Annotated in this window: 17 protein-coding genes and 1 pseudogene; 9 read left to right on the top strand and 9 right to left on the bottom strand. The window is 63.5% G+C overall.

Features of this window, described 5'->3' with window-relative positions:
- Window positions 1-323: 323 nt before the first annotated feature.
- From AAGS40_RS20995 to AAGS40_RS21005, 3 genes are all read left to right on the top strand, one after another.
- A complete protein-coding gene (locus AAGS40_RS20995; protein WP_345814717.1) occupies window positions 324-1,115 on the top strand; it encodes a hypothetical protein in 792 nt (263 codons plus the stop codon).
- Window positions 1,116-1,277: 162 nt separating this feature from the next.
- A complete protein-coding gene (locus AAGS40_RS21000; RefSeq protein ID WP_345816530.1) occupies window positions 1,278-4,697 on the top strand; it encodes an alpha/beta fold hydrolase in 3,420 nt (1,139 codons plus the stop codon).
- An 85-nt stretch (window positions 4,698-4,782) separates the two neighbouring features.
- A complete protein-coding gene (locus tag AAGS40_RS21005) occupies window positions 4,783-5,559 on the top strand; it encodes a hypothetical protein (protein ID WP_345814719.1) in 777 nt (258 codons plus the stop codon).
- 30 nt (window positions 5,560-5,589) lie between these two features.
- Here AAGS40_RS21005 and AAGS40_RS21010 read toward each other — a convergent pair whose 3' ends face one another.
- On the bottom strand, window positions 5,590-7,014 hold the full coding sequence (locus AAGS40_RS21010) for an FAD-binding oxidoreductase (RefSeq protein WP_345814720.1): 1,425 nt from the start codon (window positions 7,012-7,014) through the stop codon (window positions 5,590-5,592).
- Between the two features lie 24 nt (window positions 7,015-7,038).
- Window positions 7,039-8,019, bottom strand: coding sequence for a 2-oxoglutarate and iron-dependent oxygenase domain-containing protein (locus AAGS40_RS21015; protein ID WP_345814721.1), 981 nt, complete (start codon window positions 8,017-8,019; stop codon window positions 7,039-7,041).
- 295 nt (window positions 8,020-8,314) lie between these two features.
- Between AAGS40_RS21015 and AAGS40_RS21020 the strand changes: the two genes are divergently transcribed.
- From AAGS40_RS21020 to hutC (AAGS40_RS21040), 5 genes are all read left to right on the top strand, one after another.
- Window positions 8,315-9,142: a transporter substrate-binding domain-containing protein gene (locus tag AAGS40_RS21020; protein WP_345814723.1), complete on the top strand. Its 828-nt coding sequence runs from the start codon at window positions 8,315-8,317 to the stop codon at window positions 9,140-9,142.
- A 99-nt stretch (window positions 9,143-9,241) separates the two neighbouring features.
- Window positions 9,242-9,892, top strand: coding sequence for an amino acid ABC transporter permease (locus tag AAGS40_RS21025; protein WP_345814724.1), 651 nt, complete (start codon window positions 9,242-9,244; stop codon window positions 9,890-9,892).
- Between the two features lie 30 nt (window positions 9,893-9,922).
- Window positions 9,923-10,585: an amino acid ABC transporter permease gene (locus AAGS40_RS21030; RefSeq protein WP_345814726.1), complete on the top strand. Its 663-nt coding sequence runs from the start codon at window positions 9,923-9,925 to the stop codon at window positions 10,583-10,585.
- Window positions 10,586-10,604: 19 nt separating this feature from the next.
- The gene (locus AAGS40_RS21035) at window positions 10,605-11,474 is read left to right on the top strand and encodes an amino acid ABC transporter ATP-binding protein (protein WP_345814727.1); all 870 of its coding nucleotides are present in this window, start codon (window positions 10,605-10,607) and stop codon (window positions 11,472-11,474) included.
- A gap of 53 nt (window positions 11,475-11,527) precedes the next feature.
- Window positions 11,528-12,361: a histidine utilization repressor gene (gene hutC, locus AAGS40_RS21040; RefSeq protein ID WP_345814729.1), complete on the top strand. Its 834-nt coding sequence runs from the start codon at window positions 11,528-11,530 to the stop codon at window positions 12,359-12,361.
- A 17-nt stretch (window positions 12,362-12,378) separates the two neighbouring features.
- Here hutC (AAGS40_RS21040) and hutC (AAGS40_RS21045) read toward each other — a convergent pair whose 3' ends face one another.
- The 6 genes and pseudogenes from hutC (AAGS40_RS21045) to AAGS40_RS21070 form a co-directional block, all read right to left on the bottom strand.
- The gene (gene hutC, locus AAGS40_RS21045) at window positions 12,379-13,143 is read right to left on the bottom strand and encodes a histidine utilization repressor (RefSeq protein ID WP_345816531.1); all 765 of its coding nucleotides are present in this window, start codon (window positions 13,141-13,143) and stop codon (window positions 12,379-12,381) included.
- A gap of 119 nt (window positions 13,144-13,262) precedes the next feature.
- Entirely contained in the window at window positions 13,263-14,933 is a 1,671-nt protein-coding gene (hutH, locus tag AAGS40_RS21050) for a histidine ammonia-lyase (RefSeq protein WP_345814730.1), read from the bottom strand.
- Between the two features lie 49 nt (window positions 14,934-14,982).
- Window positions 14,983-15,774, bottom strand: coding sequence for an ATP-binding cassette domain-containing protein (locus AAGS40_RS21055; RefSeq protein WP_345814731.1), 792 nt, complete (start codon window positions 15,772-15,774; stop codon window positions 14,983-14,985).
- Between the two features lie 196 nt (window positions 15,775-15,970).
- Window positions 15,971-16,666, bottom strand: a pseudogene (locus AAGS40_RS21060) (ABC transporter permease subunit); the annotation flags it as partial.
- 14 nt (window positions 16,667-16,680) lie between these two features.
- The gene (locus tag AAGS40_RS21065) at window positions 16,681-17,403 is read right to left on the bottom strand and encodes an ABC transporter permease subunit (RefSeq protein WP_345814733.1); all 723 of its coding nucleotides are present in this window, start codon (window positions 17,401-17,403) and stop codon (window positions 16,681-16,683) included.
- Window positions 17,404-17,496: 93 nt separating this feature from the next.
- Entirely contained in the window at window positions 17,497-18,357 is an 861-nt protein-coding gene (locus tag AAGS40_RS21070; RefSeq protein WP_345814734.1) for a transporter substrate-binding domain-containing protein, read from the bottom strand.
- Window positions 18,358-19,201: 844 nt separating this feature from the next.
- On the opposite strand from AAGS40_RS21070, the gene AAGS40_RS21075 reads away from it, so the two are divergent.
- A complete protein-coding gene (locus AAGS40_RS21075; protein ID WP_345814736.1) occupies window positions 19,202-19,912 on the top strand; it encodes a Crp/Fnr family transcriptional regulator in 711 nt (236 codons plus the stop codon).
- Here the strand turns inward: AAGS40_RS21075 and AAGS40_RS21080 are convergent.
- The gene (locus AAGS40_RS21080) at window positions 19,909-20,568 is read right to left on the bottom strand and encodes an aspartate/glutamate racemase family protein (RefSeq protein WP_345814737.1); all 660 of its coding nucleotides are present in this window, start codon (window positions 20,566-20,568) and stop codon (window positions 19,909-19,911) included. The genes AAGS40_RS21075 and AAGS40_RS21080 overlap by 4 nt on opposite strands.
- Between the last annotated feature and the right edge of the window lie 14 nt (window positions 20,569-20,582).

The raw sequence follows: 20,582 nt of genomic DNA on the forward strand, positions 1-20,582 counted from the left end.
GCGAAACCCCGCGATGCACGCGCAACGCTGCGGGCCGGGTGGACGCGCCGTGGGCGTTGCAGGCATGGCGTCGCACCGGCGTTGCGGCGGCGTTGCCGTAACACGCCGGGTGCACCCGATTATCAGATGAATGAGCCGGTCTATGCGAAATGGTTTACCCGGCAGTTTACCCACCAGCTACCACTTAATCCATATAGGCGAAGGCGCCGGCGAAAACCATACTGGGTTCACATTCAGCGCGGCTTCACGGTTTCACGCACTCCCCTCCCGCCTGCAGTCGAAGGCTCACCGCGCTCGTTGCCACACCCCTTATGGAGGCTCTCATGGGCGCTGTTCCTAGCCGCGAGTTCGTTCGCAATCTCGACGATGCGATCCTGCCCGACCTGTGGCGCCGTCGCACCCGGCTCTCCGCCAACGAAATGGTGTCGATGGTGGAACTGGTCAAGCGTGCATTGCGAACCTATCACCCGATCGAGTTGCAGGCGCTGGGCGACGACAAGGAAGAACTCGTGGCCCAGTTCATTTACGCCAGGGTGCTGCGTCTCGCGCCAGGCCACACCGAAACCCATGCCTGTGCCGAGAGCGCGCCGTCCAACAGCTATGCACTGTGCGCGTATTTTCGCCGGTATCTGATCGATTGCCTGCGCAGCGCCGGCCACCAGCGCAACGTATCGATGGAAAACGAGGGCATGGCGCAGGAAATCGATCTGCACGCGCAGGCGCTCGAAGATCCGGTGCAGAGCGTGCTGCTGCAGTACGGCCTCGACGAGCGACGCGTGCGGCTCGCCGCGCGCGCTTTCATCGACGGGCTCGACGGACCCGAGCGCATCGTGCTGGCCGGAACGCTCGGCTGGTGCTCGGAAAACAGGGGCGGACTGTCGGCCGTCGCGACGCAGCATCGTGTACCCTCCTATCACTATCGCGCCGTCAAACTGGGCGTCACCATGAAAAAGACGGCCGGCTCCGAGGATTTTTCGAATACCAGAATTGGCCGCTGGCTCACGGACGTGCTTGGCATCGCCATCCACATCGACAATCGCGCGGCCATTCTGCTTGCGCTGAACCTGCTCGCCGCCGAATCCAGCGACAGCGAAATCGACGAAGCCGCCGCCTGATCGCCCAAGCATCGCCCGGCGGCGCGCCCGCACCCGCATGCACGCACGCGACGGCCGCGGCGCTTCGCACGGTCACTTTTTTCCCGTACCTTAGCGTGACATGAAGAAAATGCGCGGCCAAGCGCCGCGTTCTACGCACGCCTTTCTGAAGAGGTAGTCGTGATGAACCGCTTGTCGAGCGCCGTGACGGCGATGAAATCGCATTACGATGTAGTGGTGATCGGTTCGGGCTACGGCGGCGCGATTGCCGCGAGCCGCATGGCGCGCGCGGGCCGCAGCGTCTGTCTGCTCGAACGCGGACGCGAATTCACGACGGGCGATTATCCGCGTTCGCCATTTCAGGGCGCGGAACAGGTTCAGTACAACACGCCGCTGGCGCAGGTCGGTTCACCGCTCCCACTGCTCGAAGTGCATGTGAACGACGACGTGAACGCGGTGGTGGGCTGCGGGCTGGGCGGCACTTCGTTGATCAATGCGAACGTGGCACTTGAAGCCGACCCGCGCGTCTGGGACGACGTCCGCTGGCCGGCCGCATTACGCGAGGACGAAAGCGGCCGCGAACGAGGCTACGCACTGGCCCGCGCCATGCTGGAACCGTCGCCGGTACCCGACGATTACCCGGCGCTGCCCAAACTCGAAGCGCTGAAGAAATCCGCGCAGGCGCTCGGCAAGGAGAACCTCTTTTGCCGGCCGCCTATCACCGTTACGTTCGAGAAGCGCATCAACGCAGCAGGCGTCGCGCAGAACGCCTGCGTCGGCTGCGGCGATTGCAACTCCGGCTGCAACTACGACGCGAAGAATTCCACGCACATGAACTATCTGCCCGACGCTGTCGCGCACGGTGCGCAGATCTTCACGGGCGCCGCCGTTCATTCCGTGACGCGCGACGCCGCGACGCAAACATGGCGCGTGGCATTCCAGCTCGTGAGCCTGGGGCGTGAGAGCTACGACGCACCCGACCTCGCGGTCAGCGCGGACATCGTAATCGTATCGGCCGGCACGATCGGCTCGACCGCCTTGCTGCTGCGCTCGGCACGCATGCCGGGCGGCCTCACCGTGTCGCCGATGCTCGGTCAGCACTTCACCGGCAACGGCGACGTGCTCTCCTTCGCGTACAACACGAACGACGTGATCAACGGCGTCGGCTGGGGCACGCATGAACCCGGACAGATCGCGCCAGTGGGGCCGACCATCACCGGCCTCATCGACGTGCGCCAGACCGCGAACGTGAAAGACGGCTTCGTGATCGAGGAAGGGTCGCTGGCGGGCCCGGTCGGCGCGGCGCTCAACGCGCTGCTTGGCGCGGCTGCGCCGCTCGAAGGCGTGGATGTCGGGCCAACGCGCACGTTGCAGCAACAGCTCGACTACGACGGGCGGGTCGTCGAAGGGGACGTGCGTGGTCCGTATCACGGTGCGCTCAACCATACGCAGACCTATCTCGTCATGGCGCACGACGACGAGCGCGGGCGCATTACCGTGGACGACCATGGACGCGCGCGCATCGAATGGAAAAACGCCGGCAGGCAGCCGGTCTACCAGACAATCGAAAAAGTGCTGGAAGACGCCACTCTTGCACTGGGCGGCAAATATCTGCGCGACCCGATCTCGGCCGACCTGGTCGGCAACCGGACAGTGACGGTGCATCCGCTGGGTGGCTGCGGCATGGGCGAAGACGCCGCGCGCGGTGTGGTCGACCATATGGGCCGGGTCTTTAGCGGCGCGGACGACGCCGTGCACGATGGCCTCTATGTGATGGACGGCGCAGTGATGCCGATGTCGCTCGGCGTGAATCCGCTGCTGACGATCTCTGCGCTGACCGAACGCAATTGCGCGCTGCTTGCGCAAGCGCGCGGCTGGACGATCGACTACGCAGCGAAAGGCGCAGCCGCGCCGCCGCCGTCGCCGTCGCTGAAAATCGGACTGCACTTTACCGAAACGATGGTGGGCACCTACACGCCCGCGGTTGCCGGCGGCGCCGTCAGCAGCCCGATCGAATTTACGCTCACTGTCGTTTCGGACGATCTCGCCGACATGCTAAGTCATCCGCAGCATCTCGCGAAGACCTCAGGCACGCTCAGTTGCGCCGCGCTTTCCGGCCAACCCATCACGATCACGGAAGGCACGTTCAACCTGTTCGTCGTCAACGAGTCGGACGTGGACGAGCGCAACATGAACTACCGGATGACGCTCGATACCGCCGAAGGCAGAACCTTCCATCTGACCGGTCAGAAGATCATCACGCGCACGTCGCCGGTCAATCTGTGGGAGCAGACCAATACGCTGTACGCCGAGATTCGCGACTCCGTCCGTGCCGACGCGCCGCCCATCGGCACGGCCACGCTCGTCATCACGCCCGAGAACTTCCTGAAGCAGCAACGCACACTCGAGGTAACGAACACACCCGATCTGAAAACCCGGCTCGAATGGACGCTCCGGTTCGGCAAGTTTTTCGCGGGGGTGCTGTTCACCGAGTACGGCGGAGTGGCCGCGCCGCTGCAATATTTCGACCCGCACGCCGAGCCCCGGCTAAAACGCGCATTGCGCGCACCCGCGCCTCAGGTGTTTTATTTCGACACACGCGACGGCACGACACTGAGACTCACCCGTTATGTCGACCCGCGGAACAAGGCCGCGCGCCCGGTGCTGCTGATACACGGCTCGGGCGTGTCGAGCCGCATATTCTCGACTGATCTGGTCGAGACGAACCTCGTCGAATATCTCGGCATGAGCGGCTACGATGTGTGGCTCGTCGATCTGCGTGTCAGCATCGAGATGCCGAGCGTGATGATCCCCACTAATGTCGACAAGGTGGCGCGTGAAGATATTCCGGCCGCCGTCGCGCGGATTCTCGAACTCACGGGTGCCGACAATATTCAGGTGGTGGGCCACTGCCTGGGCGGCCTTTCGCTGACCATGTCGCTGCTTGCCGGGTTGCAGGGCGTGCGCTCCGCGGTCATTTCGCAGGTGTCGGCGCATCCGGTTCCCGGCACGCTGCAAAAGATCAAAGCCGGCTTGCACATTCCAGGCATCATGGAGCATCTCGGCATACGGGACCTCACCGCCTATACGCAAGACGGCAAGTGGCCCGCCAATGTGCTGGACAACGCGCTGCGCCTCTATCCACTCGATCACGACGAAGGTTGCGGCAGCCCCATCTGCCACCGCGCGACCTTTCTTTACGGCCTGCTCTATGAACACCGGCAATTGAGCCAGACCTTGCATGCCAATCTGCAGGAATTGTTCGGCGTGCACGACGTGGAAGTGTTCCGGCATCTCGCCACCATGGTGCGCACAGGCAAGGTCGTCGACGCAGAAGGCGAGGACGTCTATTTGAGCGGCGCGCACGGCATGAAGGGGCTGGAGGGGATGCGCCTGCCGATCGCGTTCATTCACGGCGAAAAAAACGAAACCTATCTGCCGCAAAGCACGCTGCTGACTTACGACCTGCTGAAAACGCACTTTCCCGAGCAGCCTTACGAACGGCATCTGATTCCGGGCTACGGGCACATAGACTGCATCTTCGGCAAACACGCCGCGCTGGACGTTTATCCCCTCATCAAGACGTATCTGGATGCTCACTGACAGCGCATGCCGCGACGGGTCCTGCGCATGAGAGAATCCGGCAGACGCCGCGAGCGTCGCGCCAATCAATCACCAGAACTACGCTATGGAACAGTTGACCTTCGGGGCTTGCGTCAAAAAAGGCTGGATCAGTTCGTGGCAGGCCGTGAAGCACATGCCCTGGGTTTTCATCGGCACCTGTGCGGTGCTGGCGTGCACGTCCCTGCTGACGGCGCCGCATCCGTCTTCCGTCGAATCGGGCGACGCCAGCGCGCGCGTCGGCCAAGGCCTGCTTTCGCTGCTATGGCTCGTGCTGCAACTCGTCGTGTCCGGTACGCTGACGATCAAGGTGCATCGCTTCGTGCTGCTCGGCGAAGGGGCGAACCCGCTCGTGCCGCTACAAGGCCGCCCCCTCGGCCGCTATGCGATCGTGTGGCTCGCAGTCGCGCTGACAATGCTGGTGCTTGCGGGCGTCATCTTCGTGGCCGGCCATGCGTTCAAATTCGGCATTCTGATCTACGTGCCGCTGCTGCTGATTTTTCTGTTCGTCATCATCCGGCTGAGCCTGCTCTATCCGTCCATTGCGCTCGGCAGCCGGCTCACATGGCGCGCGGCCTGGCGCGACAGCCGCGGGCATTGGTGGAGCATCCTTGGCGTGGGCTTCGTCACCTATCTGCCGCTCTTCGTGGTCAGCGGCGTGTTCTTCTTCGTGGTCGGACCGAAAGTGCTCGCCGTGCAGCAAAGCCAGGGCGCGGCTGTCGTCGCGATCGTGCAGGCGCTGCTGAATGCGGTGTTCATCGTGTTCGCGGCGGCGTCGCTGTCGTGGCTGTACCGCCGCTATGCGCAGGAACTGCTGACGCACGCACACGACCAGCCGCACTGAGCGCGGCGCGCGTCTCGCAGCCCGGCTGCTTCAAAGCAGCTTGCCGGGATTCAGAATGCCGTGCGGGTCGAGCGCTTTCTTGATCGCGCTCATCGCGGCCAGTTCAGCGGGCGAGCGCGAGATCGGCAAAAACTCGCGTTTGAGCAGGCCAATGCCGTGTTCCGCCGACACCGAGCCGTTCAACGGTCCGAGCATCTCGTAGACGAACGCATACACGTCGTGATGATCGACGCCGGGAATCGAATGGCCGTCGACCGTCACGTGCAGATTCGAGTCGCCGATATGCCCGAAGAAATATGACGCGTTGCCCGGCCAGCGCTGATCCAGTGCCGCCCGGCAACGATCGACGAAATGGCCGATTTCGCCGATCGGCAGGCTCACGTCGAAATTGATCGCGTCGAGCCGCACTGGAAACTCCGCCGTGCATTCGCGAATGGCCCAGAGCGCACGCACGTCGGCGCCGGATTGGGCAATCACCGCGTCGCGGATGACGCCATCCTCGAGCGATTGGGTCAGCGCGCCGGAAAACCGCTCGCCGCCGTCCGCGGAATCGAAGCTTGCGTGCTCGATCAGTGCATAGAGCGGGTGCGACTCGCCGAACGGCGAGCGCGTGCCCGTGAGCTGCACGCCGAAGTCGAAGAACTCCGGCCACATGATTTCGAACGCGCCAATGTCGTTGCCAAAGCGCGTGGAGAGGCGGCGCAGCAGTTGGACGGCGGCGTCGTAGCCGTCGAGCGCGACGAGCGCCGTATGCCGTGCCGCACGCTGCGGATGCAGCCGCAACACCGCGCGCGTAATGACGCCCAGGGTGCCCTCCGAACCGATGAACCAGTGCTTCAGGTCGTAGCCCGTGTTGTTCTTGACCATCTTGCCGAGCGACGTCAGTACGTCGCCGTTCGCGAGCACCACTTCGAGGCCGAGCACCTGATCGCGCGCGGTGCCCGACTGGATGACGCGGTTGCCGCCCGCGTTCGTCGCCAGATTGCCGCCCACCTGGCAGGAGCCGCGCGCGCCGAGATCGAGCGCCAGTTCGAACCCGGCTTCTGCCGCCGCCTCCTGTGCAATCTGCAACGTGGTGCCGGCGCGAACGGTGAGCGTGGCGGAAGCCGTGTCCACTTCTTCGACACCGCTCAGTCGTTCGAGCGACAACGCGATATCCGTCTCGCGCGCAATCGCGCCGCCGGCGAGTCCCGTCATGCCGCCTTGCGGCACCACTGGCTGACAGGCCGCATGACAAATGGCGAGCGCGCGCGACACGTCCTGCGTCGTGCGCGGCAGCAGCAACGCGGCGGGACGCGTTGGCGTGTGGCGTGTCCAGTCGGTCAGCGCGCGCTCGCCGATCTGTTCGCCGGTACGCACCGAGTCGTCGCCGAGCGCTGTGCGCAGTGCGTCGAGCGTGGTGGAAAGCGACGCGGTGCTTCGCGTCGGCGCGTCGGTCGTAGTGTGGTCCGTCATGCAAGTGTCCTGGTGTTGCGGCGCTCAGGGGCTCGCCTGATGCGCCGCGCGTTGCTTCCGATAACCCATCGAATCGTTGATCCGGCCGAGAATGTAGTCGCCCGCCGCAACCGGCTGATACTTCAGATCAGCCTCGCTCGCCCCGAGCTCGCGCGGATCGACCTGCGCGCCGTAAGTCGGATCATAGAACGTGGCGATCGAATAGCGCTCACGCCCGGATGCATTGATGACGCGATGCAGCGTGGAGCGAAAGCGGTCATTGGTCCATCGCGCGAGCAGATCGCCCACGTTCACGACGAAGCTGCCTTCGACGGGCGGCGCATCCACCCAGGTGTCGTTGGCGATCTCGCGCACCTGCAGACCGCCGATCTGATCCTGCCACAGCAGCGTGATGCAGCCATAATCCGTGTGCGGCGCGACGCCGAACTGATCGGCATCCGACTGGGGCGGCTGCGGCGGATAGTAGACCATCTGCGTGCGCTGCATCCGTTTGGTGTAGCGCGGCGCGAAGAACTGCTCGTCCACCCCGAGGCTCACCGCGACCGCGCGCAACAGATCGGCGCCGCACGCCGCCACCGCCTCATAGTACCCGTACAATGCGGGCCGCAATGCCGGCATGAAGTCCGGCCAGTTGTTCGGACCCCGCAGCGCCTGCCCTGCCAGCACGTCCGGATCGTCTTCGGGCAACTCCAGGCCAATGCTGAAGAACTCCTTGTAATCGGGGCGTTTGGCCTGATACATGGTGGCGTCGCCGAGTGCATTGAATCCGCGATGCCGCTGATTGACCGCCGCGCGCCGCTTGGTTTCCACCGGAAACGCGAAGAAGGTGCGCGCAGCCTGTGCGGCGGCGTCGATCGCGGCCTGCGGGACACCATGATTGATGATGTAGAAGAAGCCGATTGTCGTGCACGCTTCGCGGATTTCCTGCGCGACGCGCTGCAAAGCCTGCGGGTCGCCGGCGCGTACGCCGGCGAGATCGATGATCGGAATGCGAGTCACGGGCATGCGTTGCTCCCAGAAAGGCCTGCTACTTCAAACGATTCAACCGACGCAGCACACGCTCGTGAGCTTGACCGACAAGCTTGACCGGAAAGCGCCGGGATCGTGCGTCCTCAGTTGTATATACCGCCAAAAGCGCCGCCGCAAGATGCACAAACGCGCCTGCCGTAAGGGCTTTTCTCTACGCGCGCGTTTATTTATTTCGCGCGAAAAACGCGGTATATACTGCGTCGCATGACTCGCGCCGGGCCGCTACGCAGGCCGCTTGCGCGCGGCACCGCTTTGCCAACCGGAGAATCCCATGAGCATCCTTGCAGGCTGGAAGTGTCGTCTGGTCATGCTGGCGTTGTGCGCGGCAAGCGTCACCGCGCACGCGGAAGATCAACTCGCCAAGGTGAAAAAAGCCGGCGAGCTGGTCGTCGGTACCGAAATGCAGTTCGCGCCTTTCGACTTCCTTGAAAACGGCCAGCAAGCAGGCTTCAACAAGGATCTGTTCGCCGAGATCGGCAAGGAAATGGGTGTGAAAGTGCGCTTCATCGACCTGCCCTGGCCGAGCGTGCTACCGGGTCTCGAAGCCGGCAAATTCGACATGGTGGGCGGACCGCTGACCGTCACCAAGGCGCGCATGGAGCGCTATACGTACACGCTGCCGATTGCCGACGCCACCGATGCATTGCTCAAACGTGCAAATGATTCGTCGGTCAAACAATCGTCGGATATCGCCGGCAAAACGGTGGGCGCGGGCAAAGGCTCGGCGCAGCTCGACCAGTTGAAGACCTACGTCGCAACGCTGCCCAAGCCGCCGGAGATCCGCGAATACGTCGACAACAATCAGGCCTACGCCGACCTCGCCGCCGGTCGCATCGCAGCAGTGGCGAATTCGATGACCAATATCGCGTACGTCGCCAAGCAGCGCCCGGAAACCTTTGCGGTCGTGCAGCCGCCGTTCGGCGCGAAAGTGTATTTCGCTTACTGTCTGCGTAAGGACGCCGACAGCAAGCCGCTCGCCGACGCATTCGACGCCGCGCTCGTGAAGATGCACAACGACGGGCGTCTGGCCGCGCTGCAAAAGAAATGGTTCGGCGTCGTCATGGACGCACCGAGCACGATGCCCACTCCGAACTATTGATGAGCGACGCACTCACGCAGTTGTCCTGATGAATGCGATGCGGCGCCGTGTGATGTCACGCGCTGCATCGCCCTCCCCGTTCCACCGGGTGTGACGTTTATGTTCAGCACGACAGTCTTCGTTCAGGGTTTACCGCTTCTGCTGCACGCGGCGCTCGCCACCATCGGCATTTCGCTGGCAGGTCTCGTGATCGGCTTCTTCGTCGCGATCGGTGTGTGTTCGGCGCGGCTGTCGGCAAACCGCGCGGCGCGCATGGCCGGCGGCGCCTACGTATTCTTCTTCCGCGGCGTGCCGATGCTCGTGCAACTGCTGCTGGTGTATTACCTGCTGCCGTTCGCCGGCATCAACGTATCGCCGGTGGTGGCCGCCATCAGCGCCGTGTCGCTGTGTTCCGCCTCATACATCGCCGAGATTCTGCGCGGCGGCTTTCTCAGCATTCCTCCGGGCCACATCGAAGCCGCGCGCATGCTCGGCCTCTCGCCATTCGACATGCTGCGGCGCATTCTCGTGCCGCAAGCGTTTCGTCTGACGCTGCCCTCGCTCGTGAACGAGATGGTGCTGCTCATCAAGGCTTCGTCGCTGATCTCGGTAGTGGGCGTTGCGGAGCTGACGCGTACCGCGCAGAACATTGCCGCGAGCACATACCGTCCGCTCGAAGCCTATCTCGCGGCGGGACTGATCTATTTCGTGATCTGCGGCACGCTGGCGCTCGTCGCGCATGCTGCGGAGTACCGGCTACAGCACGCCTGATCCGTCAAAGGCAACGCACGATACTGCGCCATGCAAAAGCTCGATCCCACCGTCATCACGCACAACATCCAGCCGATCGCCGCGGGTCTCGCGACCACGCTCGGCACGTGGGCCGCGGGCGTCGCGATCGGCCTTCTGATCGGCTTTCTGATCGCCGTGCTGCAACTCTTTTGCGGACGCTGGGTGCGCGGCGCGCTGCGCGTGTATATCGAACTGTTTCGCGGCACGCCTTTTCTGGTGCAGCTGTTTCTGCTTTACTACGGCGGCCCTTCGTTCGGCATCACGCTCGAACCCATGACAGCCGGCGTGCTGGGCCTCGGGTTCTATGGCAGCGCGTATTTCGCCGAAGCGTTCCGCTCGGGTTTCCAGTCGGTGCCCGCGGGCCATCTCGAAGCCGCGTCATGTCTCGGTCTCACGCGCTGGCAGGCGGTGCTGCGCATTCAGGTGCCGCAAATGCTGGTGCTGATCGTGCCTGCGCTCACCAACCTCATCATCGTGTTGAGCAAGGAAACGGCGGTGCTCTCGATTGTCACGGTGCCTGAGTTGACGTTCGTGCTGACCGGCATCGGCTCGGCTACGTTTGCTTTCGTCGAAACACTGCTCATGCTTTGCGTGTGCTATCTCGCGCTGGTCGAGCTGACTTCGCGCGCCGGCATGTGGGCCGAAACGCGCATCGCCCGTTTCATGGCATGACCGCCACCCGGACCTTTCTATGAACGCCATCGCCGACATGCCCTCTTCCGCGTCCACCGCCGCCACCGGAACGCCGCCCGGGCCGCCGCTCATCGAAGTGCGTGATCTGCGCAAGCGCTTCGGCGACGTGGAAGTCCTGCGCGGTGTCGATCTGGACATCGCACGCTCCGAGGTGGTGTGCATCATCGGGCCATCAGGCTCGGGCAAGAGCACGCTGCTGCGCTGCCTCGCCGCGCTCGAAACTTACGATCAGGGCGACGTGCGCATCGAAGGCGAACTCCTCGGTTATAGCGAACGCAACGGCAAGCGCGTGCGCGCGTCGCAGGGCGAGATCAACCGCGTGCGGCGCAACGTCGGCATGGTGTTCCAGCAGTTCAATCTGTGGCCGCATATGACAGCGCTTGGCAACGTCATGGAAGCGCTGCTGCGCGTTCGCCACCTGTCGCGCGACGAAGCGCGCCGCCGCGCGAATGCGATGCTCGACACGGTCGGACTCGCGCACAAGGGCGACGCGTACCCCGCGAAACTGTCGGGCGGCCAGCAGCAGCGCGTAGCCATCGCGCGGGCGCTTGCGATGGAGCCGCACATCATGCTGTTCGACGAGCCCACGTCGGCGCTCGATCCCGAACTGGTCGGCGAAGTGCTGCAGGTGATGAAACAGCTCGCTCGCGACGGCATGACGATGGCCGTCGTCACCCATGAGATGGGCTTTGCCGCGCAGGTGGCGGACAAGGTGATGTTCATCGATCAGGGCCGCATCGCCGTGCAAGGCAAACCGCACGATGTGTTTCACGACGCGGGCCAGCCTCGCTTGCGCCAGTTCCTGCAGAACTATTTCGACCGCAACGCGTTCTGGGCGCGCGGCCCCGACGATACGGAGACGCGATGAACCCGCCGCGCCCCCTCCCCGCCGCCCACGGACTGTAACCGCAAGGGCTGCCGATGTCCGCCACGGTCCGCAGCAAATCGCACGACCATGCGTCGCCCGGCGCGGCGCAGAAGCCCGCGCGCACGGCTGCTGGTGCGCCCATTGCGCCGACTGCCGGCGAAGTCGCACCGGCTGCGCGTTATGAGCAGGTCAAGCAGCACATCCGCGAGATCATCGGATCGGGCGCGCGCCAGGCGGGTGACCGTCTGCCTTCGGAGCTCGATCTCGTCGCGACGCTCGGCGTGTCGCGCATGACAGTCAATCGCGCGCTGCGCGAACTCGCCGACGAAGGACTCGTCACGCGCGTGTCCGGTGTTGGTACCTTCGTTGCCCAGACCAAACCGCAATCCACGTTGCTGATGATCGCGCACATCGGCGATGAAATCCGCTCGCGCGGTCACGAATACAGTTGCGACACCGTGCTGTCTCAACGCGAAACCGCGTCGGTCATCGTCTCCAACGCGTTGGGGCTTGCGCCCGGCGCTTCGGTATTTCATGTGATCTGCGTGCACCGTGAGAATGGCGTGCCGGTGCAACTGGAGGACCGCTACGTGAATCCGTCGATCGCGCCGGACTTTCTGCAGCAGGATTTTTCTGCATTGAGGCCGTCGGAATATCTGTTCGAGATCGTACCCGCACATGACGTCGAACACGTGGTCGATGCGGGTCTGCCAACCCGCGCCGAAGCTGAATTGCTGGACATACGCGCCGAAGAACCGTGTTTGACACTGGTGCGCCGCACGTGGACGAGCGGCGTTGCGGTAACGTTCGCGCGTTTCGTGCATCCCGGCTCGCGCTACCGGCTCGGTTGCCGCTTTTCACCGGACACGTCGCAACGGCAGGGCTGACCGCGACGCGAAAAGCTCTACACGTTCCCGGCCAGATGAAAGCGCGTTGCCGGATGCCACAATTGCACCGAGGTCGCGACATCGTCGCCCACCCAGGTGCGACGCCATAACTGCAGGCACGGCTCACCGATATCCATCAGCAGATGCCGCCGCACGTAAGCGTCGGGCTTTTGCGCGTAGATGCGAAATTCCGCGCGCTGGATCGGCGCGAGCCGCACCATGTAGTGATTCGGCGTCTCGACCGTGAAGTCCTGATCGAGATAGTCCGGAAACACTTTCGGATTCACGTAGCGGTCTTCGTACTGGATCGGCTCGCCCTCTTCGCTGTGCACGATGCACGAATGAAAAGCGGGTCCACTCGCGAGGCCAAGTGCTTCGAGCGCGTGCGGGTCGTCGCTCGGTTCGAGCGAAAGCACGCGCGCCGAATGCCGATGACCGCGCGCGGCGATTTCGTCGGCGATATTGCGGATTTCCAGCACCGTCGACTCATAGCGCTGCGGCGCGACGAACGTGCCCGAGCCTTGCACCCTGGTGAGCACACGCTCGGTCGTGAGTTCACGCAGCGCGCGCGACACGGTCATGCGCGCGACGCCGAATTCCTTCACCAGTTCCGTTTCGGATGGAATGAGCCCGCCTGGCTTCCAGTCGCCGGCGCTGATGCGCTGGATCACATAGCGCTTGATCTGTTCATACGCGGGCATCGCTTTGACAGGTGTTTCCTGCTGCCGCGCGAGGCGGTGCTGCGTGTCGGCGTTTTGCGCTGCAGCGCGCGTTTTTGTCATAGCGTTCACGTCGACCTCGTGGGTGGTGCGCGGAAAGGCAAGATGGCTACCGGTGGTGCGCCGGCATGCCCGGGTGGCCGGTGCGCTGACGGATAGACCGCTCACGGCCGTGTCGTCCATCATGCCTGGTGAGCCGCGGCCAGACCGTCGTTCGCGGCGTCGTTGGCGTCGTTGGCGGCGTCGTTGGCGGCGTTGCCCGACGGGCCGGCTGCGGCAACGCTCGCGAGACTCGCGATCGTGGTCAGCCCGATGCCGGCCTCGCGCACCGGCGCGCGGGGCCCGATATTGCCGGGGTTCGGCAGCGGCGGCGGGCTCTGGTCAGCGATCATGCGAAAGGCGACGCTCATGTCATCGGCGAGCGGCCGGTCGTCGCGGAACGTGGGCACGAGTTGCCGCACGCGATGCCAGAGCGCATCCGTGTGCGGCGCGCGCGGCGCGTCGACGTTTTGCAGATCATAGGCCTGCGCCGCGGCCAGCAGTTCGATCGCGACGATTCGCCCGGCGTTGTCGATGATCTCCAGCGCCTTCAGCGCGGCCGGCGTCGCGTGGCACAGGTGATCTTCCTGCAACCCCGACGTAATGCCGCCGTCCAGACTTGCAGGCAGCGCGAGCCGCCGGTTCTGCGCGACGAGCGAAGCCGCCGTGTATTGCGCGATCATGAAGCCGGAACAGGTGCCGCCCGGTTCGGCAAGAAACGCGGGCAAACCGCTGACGAGCGGATTGACGAGGCGGTCGAGCCGACGCTCCGCCATTGCCGCGACCTGCGCGATCGCGGTGGCGAGGCTGTCCATTGCGAGCGCGATCGAAGCCCCCACGGCGTGCGCCTGCGAATACACGCGCGGCTCTTCCGGCGTGCCGGCGACACTCGGGTTATCGGTGATCGACGCAAGTTCGCGGTCGACCACGTCGGCGGTCGCAGCAAGCACGTCGCGGGCGGCGCCATGCACATGCGGAATGGTCCGCATGCTCAGCGGGTCCTGCGTGCGATGCCCGACCACGGCGGCAAGAATGCCGCTGTCGGCAAGCGCAATGCGCATACGTCGGCCGACATGGTTCAATCCGGGTGAGATACGTAGCGCGAGCGAATCTTCGTCGAATGCGGCGAGCTGGCCGCGCAGATTCTCGAAACTCATTGCTGCGACGATATCGGTCCAGTCGAGCAGGCGCTCCGCACGCGCGAGCGCCAGCGCGGCGAGTCCCGTCACGCACGGCGTGCCGTTGATCAGGCTCAAACCTTCTTTCGCTTCCAGCACGAGCGGTTTCAGCCCGAGCCGCTGCAACGCGTCGCGTCCTTTCAGACGCTCGCCACGGTAACGCGCATACCCTTCGCCAATGCACACCAGCGCAATATGCGCCATATGACTCAGATAACCGACCGAACCGAACGCCGGCACTTCAGGCAGGCAATCGGCATTGAGCAGCGCAACCAGTTGATCGACCACTTCGACACGCACGCCGGAATGTCCATGCGCGAAGTTGTTGACGGCCGCCGTCATGATTGCGCGCGTCTCCGCGACATCGAGCGGCGCGCCCACGCCCACCGCGTGACTCATCAGGATATTGCGCGACAGCGTGCGTTGCTCGGCGGGCGACACGATCACGTCGCACAGCGCGCCAACGCCCGTGTTGACACCGTAGGCGCGAATGCCGCGCTCCACGATCTGTTCGACGAGCACGCGCGCCGCCGCGATGCGCGCGCGTGCGCCGGAGGAAAGTTCGAGCGGCTCACCGGCGGCGACGGCGGCCACCTGAACCCAGTCGAGAGAACGATCGGAACGGATCACGGCCATGATGGTGCTTTGCCCGGAAAGAGTGTGCGAGGGTGGCTGCGCGTGCGGCTCAGTTGGCGGTGCGGTCCTGGTGGCTCGACACGAACTGGCGGAAGCGGTCCGACGTGCTGTCGACGAATACTTCGTCTGGCGTGCCGTCCGCTTCCACCTGGCCCTGATGCAGGAACATCACGCGATTCGACACGTGCCGCGCGAAACCCATTTCGTGCGTAACGACCAGCATGGTGCGGCCCTCCTCGGCGAGCGAGCGCATGACGCGCAGTACTTCGCCGACCAGTTCGGGATCGAGCGCGGACGTGGGCTCGTCGAACAGCATCACTTCCGGATGCATGGCCAGCGCGCGCGCAATCGCCACGCGCTGCTGCTGACCGCCTGAAAGATGCGCCGGATAATGCCCGCGCTTTTCCGCGAGCCCCACCTTTGCGAGCAACGCCTCGGCTTCTTCCACCGATTCGGCGCGGCTGCGCTTCTGTACCCGCATCGGTCCTTCGATCAGGTTTTCGAGCACCGTCATGTGCGACCACAGATTGAAGTTCTGAAACACCATGCCGAGTTGCGAACGTATGCGGTCTACCTGACGCCGGTCGCTGGGTTGCAGCTTGCCGTCGCCGCGGCGCTTCATCTTCAGTTCTTCGCCGGCGAGCGCGACCGAGCCGTCGTCCGGTGTTTCGAGCAGATTCAGGCAGCGCAAAAACGTGCTCTTGCCGGAGCCGCTCGCACCGAGAATCGAGATCACGTCGCCCTGATGAGCGTCGAGCGAAATGCCCTTGAGTACGTGATGGTCGCCAAACGACTTGTGGATGTTCTTGACCGACAGTGCGACCGGTGCGTTTGCGTTCATGAGGTTCTCCATGTTCTGCGGGTTCGGCTGGTCAGCGGACGTGTCACGGTGCGGCGCGCGGAGCTTCCGCGTGGGCTTTCGTAACAGTGGACGCCGCGCGTTGCGATGCGGTTGAGGTGGGCGCTGAGGTCGGCCCTGAAGTGGGCGCCGAGGTTGGCACTGACATGGGCGCGGCGGGCGCTGACGCGGGCAGTGAGGTTGGCGCAGCGCGCAAATGACGAGACAGCCGCCACTCGAGCAAACCGAGCATGCGAACGATCACAAAATTGAGGAACAGGTAGATCAACGCGGCGCAGATAAACACTTCAGTCGTGCGATACGTTTGCTGAATGATCTGCTGCGCGACGCCCGTCACTTCCCACACGGTGACGAGACTCGCCAGCGCGGTGGATTTGACGAGCAGCACCGCTTCGGTCGAATAGGCAGGCAAGCACTGGCGCAACGCGATCGGGCCGATTACGCGGCGCAACAACGCGAAGCCCGACAGGCCGATCGAATAGCCTGCCTCGATCTGACCGGCCGGCACCGCCATCAAGCCACCGCGAATGATCTCGGCGGTATAGCCCGCCGTGCACAGCGCGAGCGATAACACCGCGCACAGGTAGGGTTCGCGCAGCACCGGCCACAGGAAGCTCTCGCGAATCACGCCGAACTGACCCATTCCGTAGTACACGAGGAACATCTGGATCAGCAGCGGCGAGCCGCGGAATACGAGGATATAAGCTCGCGCAAAGCGGTTCGGCAGCCAGTGCGGCGACACGCGCATCGTGACGATTACGAGCGAGAGCAGACCGCCCAGAATCAGCGAACAGAAGAATAGCCCGAGCGTGGTTGGCACTGCCGCGAGCAGTTGCCTGAGCGTGTCGAGCAGGAAGTCGAAATCGATAGGCATGGCGGCCGCCCTCGTCAGTTGCGCGCGAAATTGCGCTTGAAGGACCGGCCTACGCGTGCTTCGGCGCGGTTGAACACGCGGTTCGAAATGCTGGTCATGACGAGGTACAGCGCGCCGCCCACCACGAAGAACGTGAAATATTGATGGGTGGAGCCTGCCGCCACCTGGCTCGTGCGCAGCAGTTCGGCGAGCCCGGTAACGGAGATCAGCGCCGAATCCTTCAGGCTCAGTTGCCACACATTGCCGATGCCAGGCAGAGCGAACCGCAGCACTTGCGGAATCAGGATGCGGCGCGCCATGGTAAGCGTAGGCATGCCGATCGAGCGCGCGGCTTCCAGTTCGCCGGGCGACACCGCGAGCACGGCGGCACGGTAGACCTCGGCCTGGTACGCACCGGAAATCATGCCGACTGCAAGTGCACCGATCACGAACGGCGGCACGCCGACGAATCCTTCCGCGCCGAACCATTGGCCGACCGTGGTGACGAGCGTCGAGCCGCCAAAATAGAACAGGTAAATGACCAGCAGCTCAGGCACGCCGCGAAACACGGTGGTGTACACGTCGCCGATCACACGCAGCGTCCGGAAGCGCGACAGCTTGGCCGCCGCGATCAGGCCGCCGAACACTGCACCCACCGCGAGCGCCGCGAGCGTCAGCGCGACCGTCATCAACGCCGCGAGCAACAGTACGCCGCCCCAGCCTTCCGGCCCGAAGCCGAGCATCGTTATCCGAGCCATTCCCTACCCCTCGTTCATGAAGGCGGTTCAAACCGGCAAGCGGGCGGCGATGGAATCGCGCCCGCCGCCGCTGCTACTGAACGTCTGGCGTCATTAAGGCGTGACGTCGGTCTTGAACCACTTGTTCGAGATCTTCTTCACGGTGCCGTCGGCGAGCGCCGCGCCGATCGCCGTGTCGAACTTCGTTTTCAGGTCGGCGTCCTGTTTGCGAAAGGCCAGCCCTTCGCCCGGCCCCCAGATCGGGCCACCGATCTTCGGACCCGCCATGACGATCGACGCCGTTTCCTTCTTGTCGATGTTCGCGGCGTAGTAGGTCACGTCGTCAAACGATGCGTCGATGCGGCCGTTCGCCAGATCGAGGTCACGCTCCGGCGAGGTCTTGTACACGCGGATCGTGGCGATGTCCTTGAAGCCGTCGTTGATGAATTTGGTGTAGACCGTGCCGGACTGGATGCCGATGGTTCTGCCCTTGAGCTGCTTGCGCAATGCGTCGACGGTCGGCTGATCGGATTTCGGATCGCCCGACAGCTTCACGACGCCGGAATTCGGCGCGGCTTTCGGCAGCACCTTGGTGTCGGCGACGGCGAACGTGGCTGGAGTTGCTGCATACGGCCGCGAGAACGCGATGATTTTTTCACGCTCCGGTGTGATGGAGATCGCATCCATCAGGACATCGAACTTTCCTGCCTGCAGACCAGGAATCATGCCGTCCCAATCCTGCGCGACGAGGTTGCATTGCAGCTTGATACGCTCGCACAGGTTGGCGACGAGCTCGGGCTCGAAGCCGCCGAGCTTGCCGCCGGGCAACGTCAGATTCCACGGCGCATAGCCGCCTTCCAGCGCAATCGTGACTGTCTTCCAGTCTTTGGCCTCGACCGGCGCGGCAACAACGGTTGCCGCGCCGAGAATGGCACCCATCAATGCTTTTGCTAACGTCGTCCGCTTCACTTTCACGTTGAAACTCCTGAGATTGAAGAAACCAAGGGGCGTCGTGCCGCGTTACCCGTAACCGGTTGCCGATGCTGCCGCGCGTTCAATTTGTATAGACAAGTCTGCACGAGACAAAAATGCGTCGCAAGTACAAACGTGAAAAATCGGGAGAATCATCGGGTAAGCCCTTAGATGAGCCCGCCTGATAAGGCTTTTCAGGCACTGATGAAGTTTTCAACGCGTAAGGAGAGACACGCGATGGATCGAAAATGAAGGAACTTTGTCTAGACAGGTTGAATGCGTGTGACGTTGCAAGCAGTTGCACCGAACTGCTGTTGACCCGACGGCGGGAGGTGGTCACGACAACCGTCGAGCTGCCGCTGCCGAGATTAACTTAACTCTGAAATCTAGCATCGGCGCGCGCTGTACTTTCCAACGTCCGCGCTCATTCAAGTCTGATCTGCCGGTTCACTTCAGTTTGAACTATACGAGTTTGGGTTTTCTTGTTCGGCGTCGCGACAGAGATGCCATCAGTGGACGATCGCATGGCTACGAGCTACGCGGCGACGCGGCAGACCGCATCGTCCAGGGCTTTCCCGGAGGTGCCTACGTTCTTACCAGTAAGTTTTTCTTACGCGTGCGCAGCAATCTCGTGCATGAATCAGCGCCCATGCCTGCCCGTACGGCGGCCGCAATGCAACAAAGCGGGCGTTTATCGCTCGGGACAACGTGCGGTAAAAGACACTCGCCGTCCATACGCGAAAGAACGTTCGGTGGGTAGAATGAGCGGGTCTTTCGGCAAGGCTCTCCGTGCAATCGGCTGAACCCATGCAAAGAGAGTCGATGAAAAAAATTCAAGGAGACGGCAATGTGGTTTGTCGGCAAGAGCGAACTGCTTTCTCTCATTCAGCGACATTGCCTCGACGAGGTCATGCCCGTCTTCAGCGACCATCGCACGCTGCGCAAGAACAGCATCGTTTATCGTCCGGACGAATCGAGCGAGCATGTCTATCTGCTCAAGAGCGGCAGCGTCAGGCTGTATCGGCTGACCGAGGACGGGCAGGAAATCACCCTCGCTTTCGTCAAGGCAGGCATGATCTTTGGCGATGGCGACGTGCTCAATGAGGCCAATTACTCACATCACGCCCAGACGCTCGCGCCGAGCATGGTCTGCTATATTCGCAAGCAGGACTTCAAGGATCTTCTCAAGCGCTATGAGGTGATCAACCAGTTCGTACTGCGCAACCACTATCTTCGCTGGCAGGAAGCGCAGCAGCTGATCGAGAACCTTTCGCTGCACGACGTGCGCAAGAGGCTCACGAACATCCTCGTCATGTTGTCGGGACAGGTCGGCACCGCGTGCGATTACGCAGAGCATGGCGATGCGATCCTCATCGACTTGCCGATCGCCCAAGACAAGCTCGCGGAATTCATCGGCACGTCGCGCGAATCGGTGAACCGGCATTTCAGCGAGCTTCGGGGCGAGGGTCTCGTCGATATGCGAGAACGCAGGATCGTGCTGACGCCCGCATTCGTCTCGCGTTTCATCGGCAGGATGCAGGCGCTCGCGACCGTTTAGGCGGCGCCCGTCAGCGCACGTCTGACTGCGGCAACGCCGCTCTGCGGACTCGACAAGACCGGGACCGGCAGCGAGCCGAGCGCGGCCACGAGCCGCGCCATCGACACTTGGGCGAGCACGATTACATCGACATGACCGGCGAGTTCGATGATGGCGCGCGTCAGGATGTCGTCGTGCCGAGCCGCGTCGCCTGCGAGCAGCGCGTCAAAGGCGCCCTGCGCGATGCATTCGGTGACGTCGACTTCGCGCCCCTTCTCCGCCGCCTTTCTGCGAATGAGACGAACCGTCGGTTCGAGCGTCGTCGATACCGTCGCCACCACGCCGATACGTGCGCCGAGCGCGCTCGCCGCTTCGGCCATGGCTTCGTCGACCTTCACGATAGGCGTGCCAATGAGTCCGCGTAGAACATCCGTCGCCTCGCCGACGGACGAGCACGCGTTCAGAATGATGTCAGCGCCCATGTCATGCGCGCTCGACATATAGGCATAGAGACGCCGTGTCACTTCGGGCGTCAGGCGTCCGGCAGCGCGCACGTCGGCGAGCAGGCTGTCATCGACGATGTTCACCACACGCGCATCGGGCATCTGCTCCGCGAATTGAGCCTTGAGGGGCTCGACAGTCACGGGCCCGGTATGCACTACGACGATCTTGGTCATGTTTCGCTCGAATG

Source organism: Paraburkholderia sp. PREW-6R (assembly GCF_039621805.1).
GTDB lineage: Bacteria > Pseudomonadota > Gammaproteobacteria > Burkholderiales > Burkholderiaceae > Paraburkholderia.

Bases quoted from the DNA above. Each gene is read 5' to 3' on its own strand.
- AAGS40_RS21005 (WP_345814719.1), top strand. From the start codon at position 4,783: ATGGAACAGTTGACCTTCGGGGCTTGCGTCAAAAAAGGCTGGATCAGT.
- AAGS40_RS21080 (WP_345814737.1), bottom strand. From the start codon at position 20,568: ATGACCAAGATCGTCGTAGTGCATACCGGGCCCGTGACTGTCGAGCCC.
- AAGS40_RS20995 (WP_345814717.1), top strand. From the start codon at position 324: ATGGGCGCTGTTCCTAGCCGCGAGTTCGTTCGCAATCTCGACGATGCG.
- AAGS40_RS21025 (WP_345814724.1), top strand. From the start codon at position 9,242: ATGTTCAGCACGACAGTCTTCGTTCAGGGTTTACCGCTTCTGCTGCAC.
- AAGS40_RS21075 (WP_345814736.1), top strand. From the start codon at position 19,202: ATGTGGTTTGTCGGCAAGAGCGAACTGCTTTCTCTCATTCAGCGACAT.
- AAGS40_RS21010 (WP_345814720.1), bottom strand. From the start codon at position 7,014: ATGACGGACCACACTACGACCGACGCGCCGACGCGAAGCACCGCGTCG.
- hutC (WP_345816531.1), bottom strand. From the start codon at position 13,143: ATGACAAAAACGCGCGCTGCAGCGCAAAACGCCGACACGCAGCACCGC.
- AAGS40_RS21055 (WP_345814731.1), bottom strand. From the start codon at position 15,774: ATGAACGCAAACGCACCGGTCGCACTGTCGGTCAAGAACATCCACAAG.
- AAGS40_RS21020 (WP_345814723.1), top strand. From the start codon at position 8,315: ATGAGCATCCTTGCAGGCTGGAAGTGTCGTCTGGTCATGCTGGCGTTG.
- AAGS40_RS21015 (WP_345814721.1), bottom strand. From the start codon at position 8,019: ATGCCCGTGACTCGCATTCCGATCATCGATCTCGCCGGCGTACGCGCC.
- AAGS40_RS21000 (WP_345816530.1), top strand. From the start codon at position 1,278: ATGAACCGCTTGTCGAGCGCCGTGACGGCGATGAAATCGCATTACGAT.
- AAGS40_RS21035 (WP_345814727.1), top strand. From the start codon at position 10,605: ATGAACGCCATCGCCGACATGCCCTCTTCCGCGTCCACCGCCGCCACC.
- AAGS40_RS21030 (WP_345814726.1), top strand. From the start codon at position 9,923: ATGCAAAAGCTCGATCCCACCGTCATCACGCACAACATCCAGCCGATC.
- hutH (WP_345814730.1), bottom strand. From the start codon at position 14,933: ATGGCCGTGATCCGTTCCGATCGTTCTCTCGACTGGGTTCAGGTGGCC.
- hutC (WP_345814729.1), top strand. From the start codon at position 11,528: ATGTCCGCCACGGTCCGCAGCAAATCGCACGACCATGCGTCGCCCGGC.
- AAGS40_RS21065 (WP_345814733.1), bottom strand. From the start codon at position 17,403: ATGGCTCGGATAACGATGCTCGGCTTCGGGCCGGAAGGCTGGGGCGGC.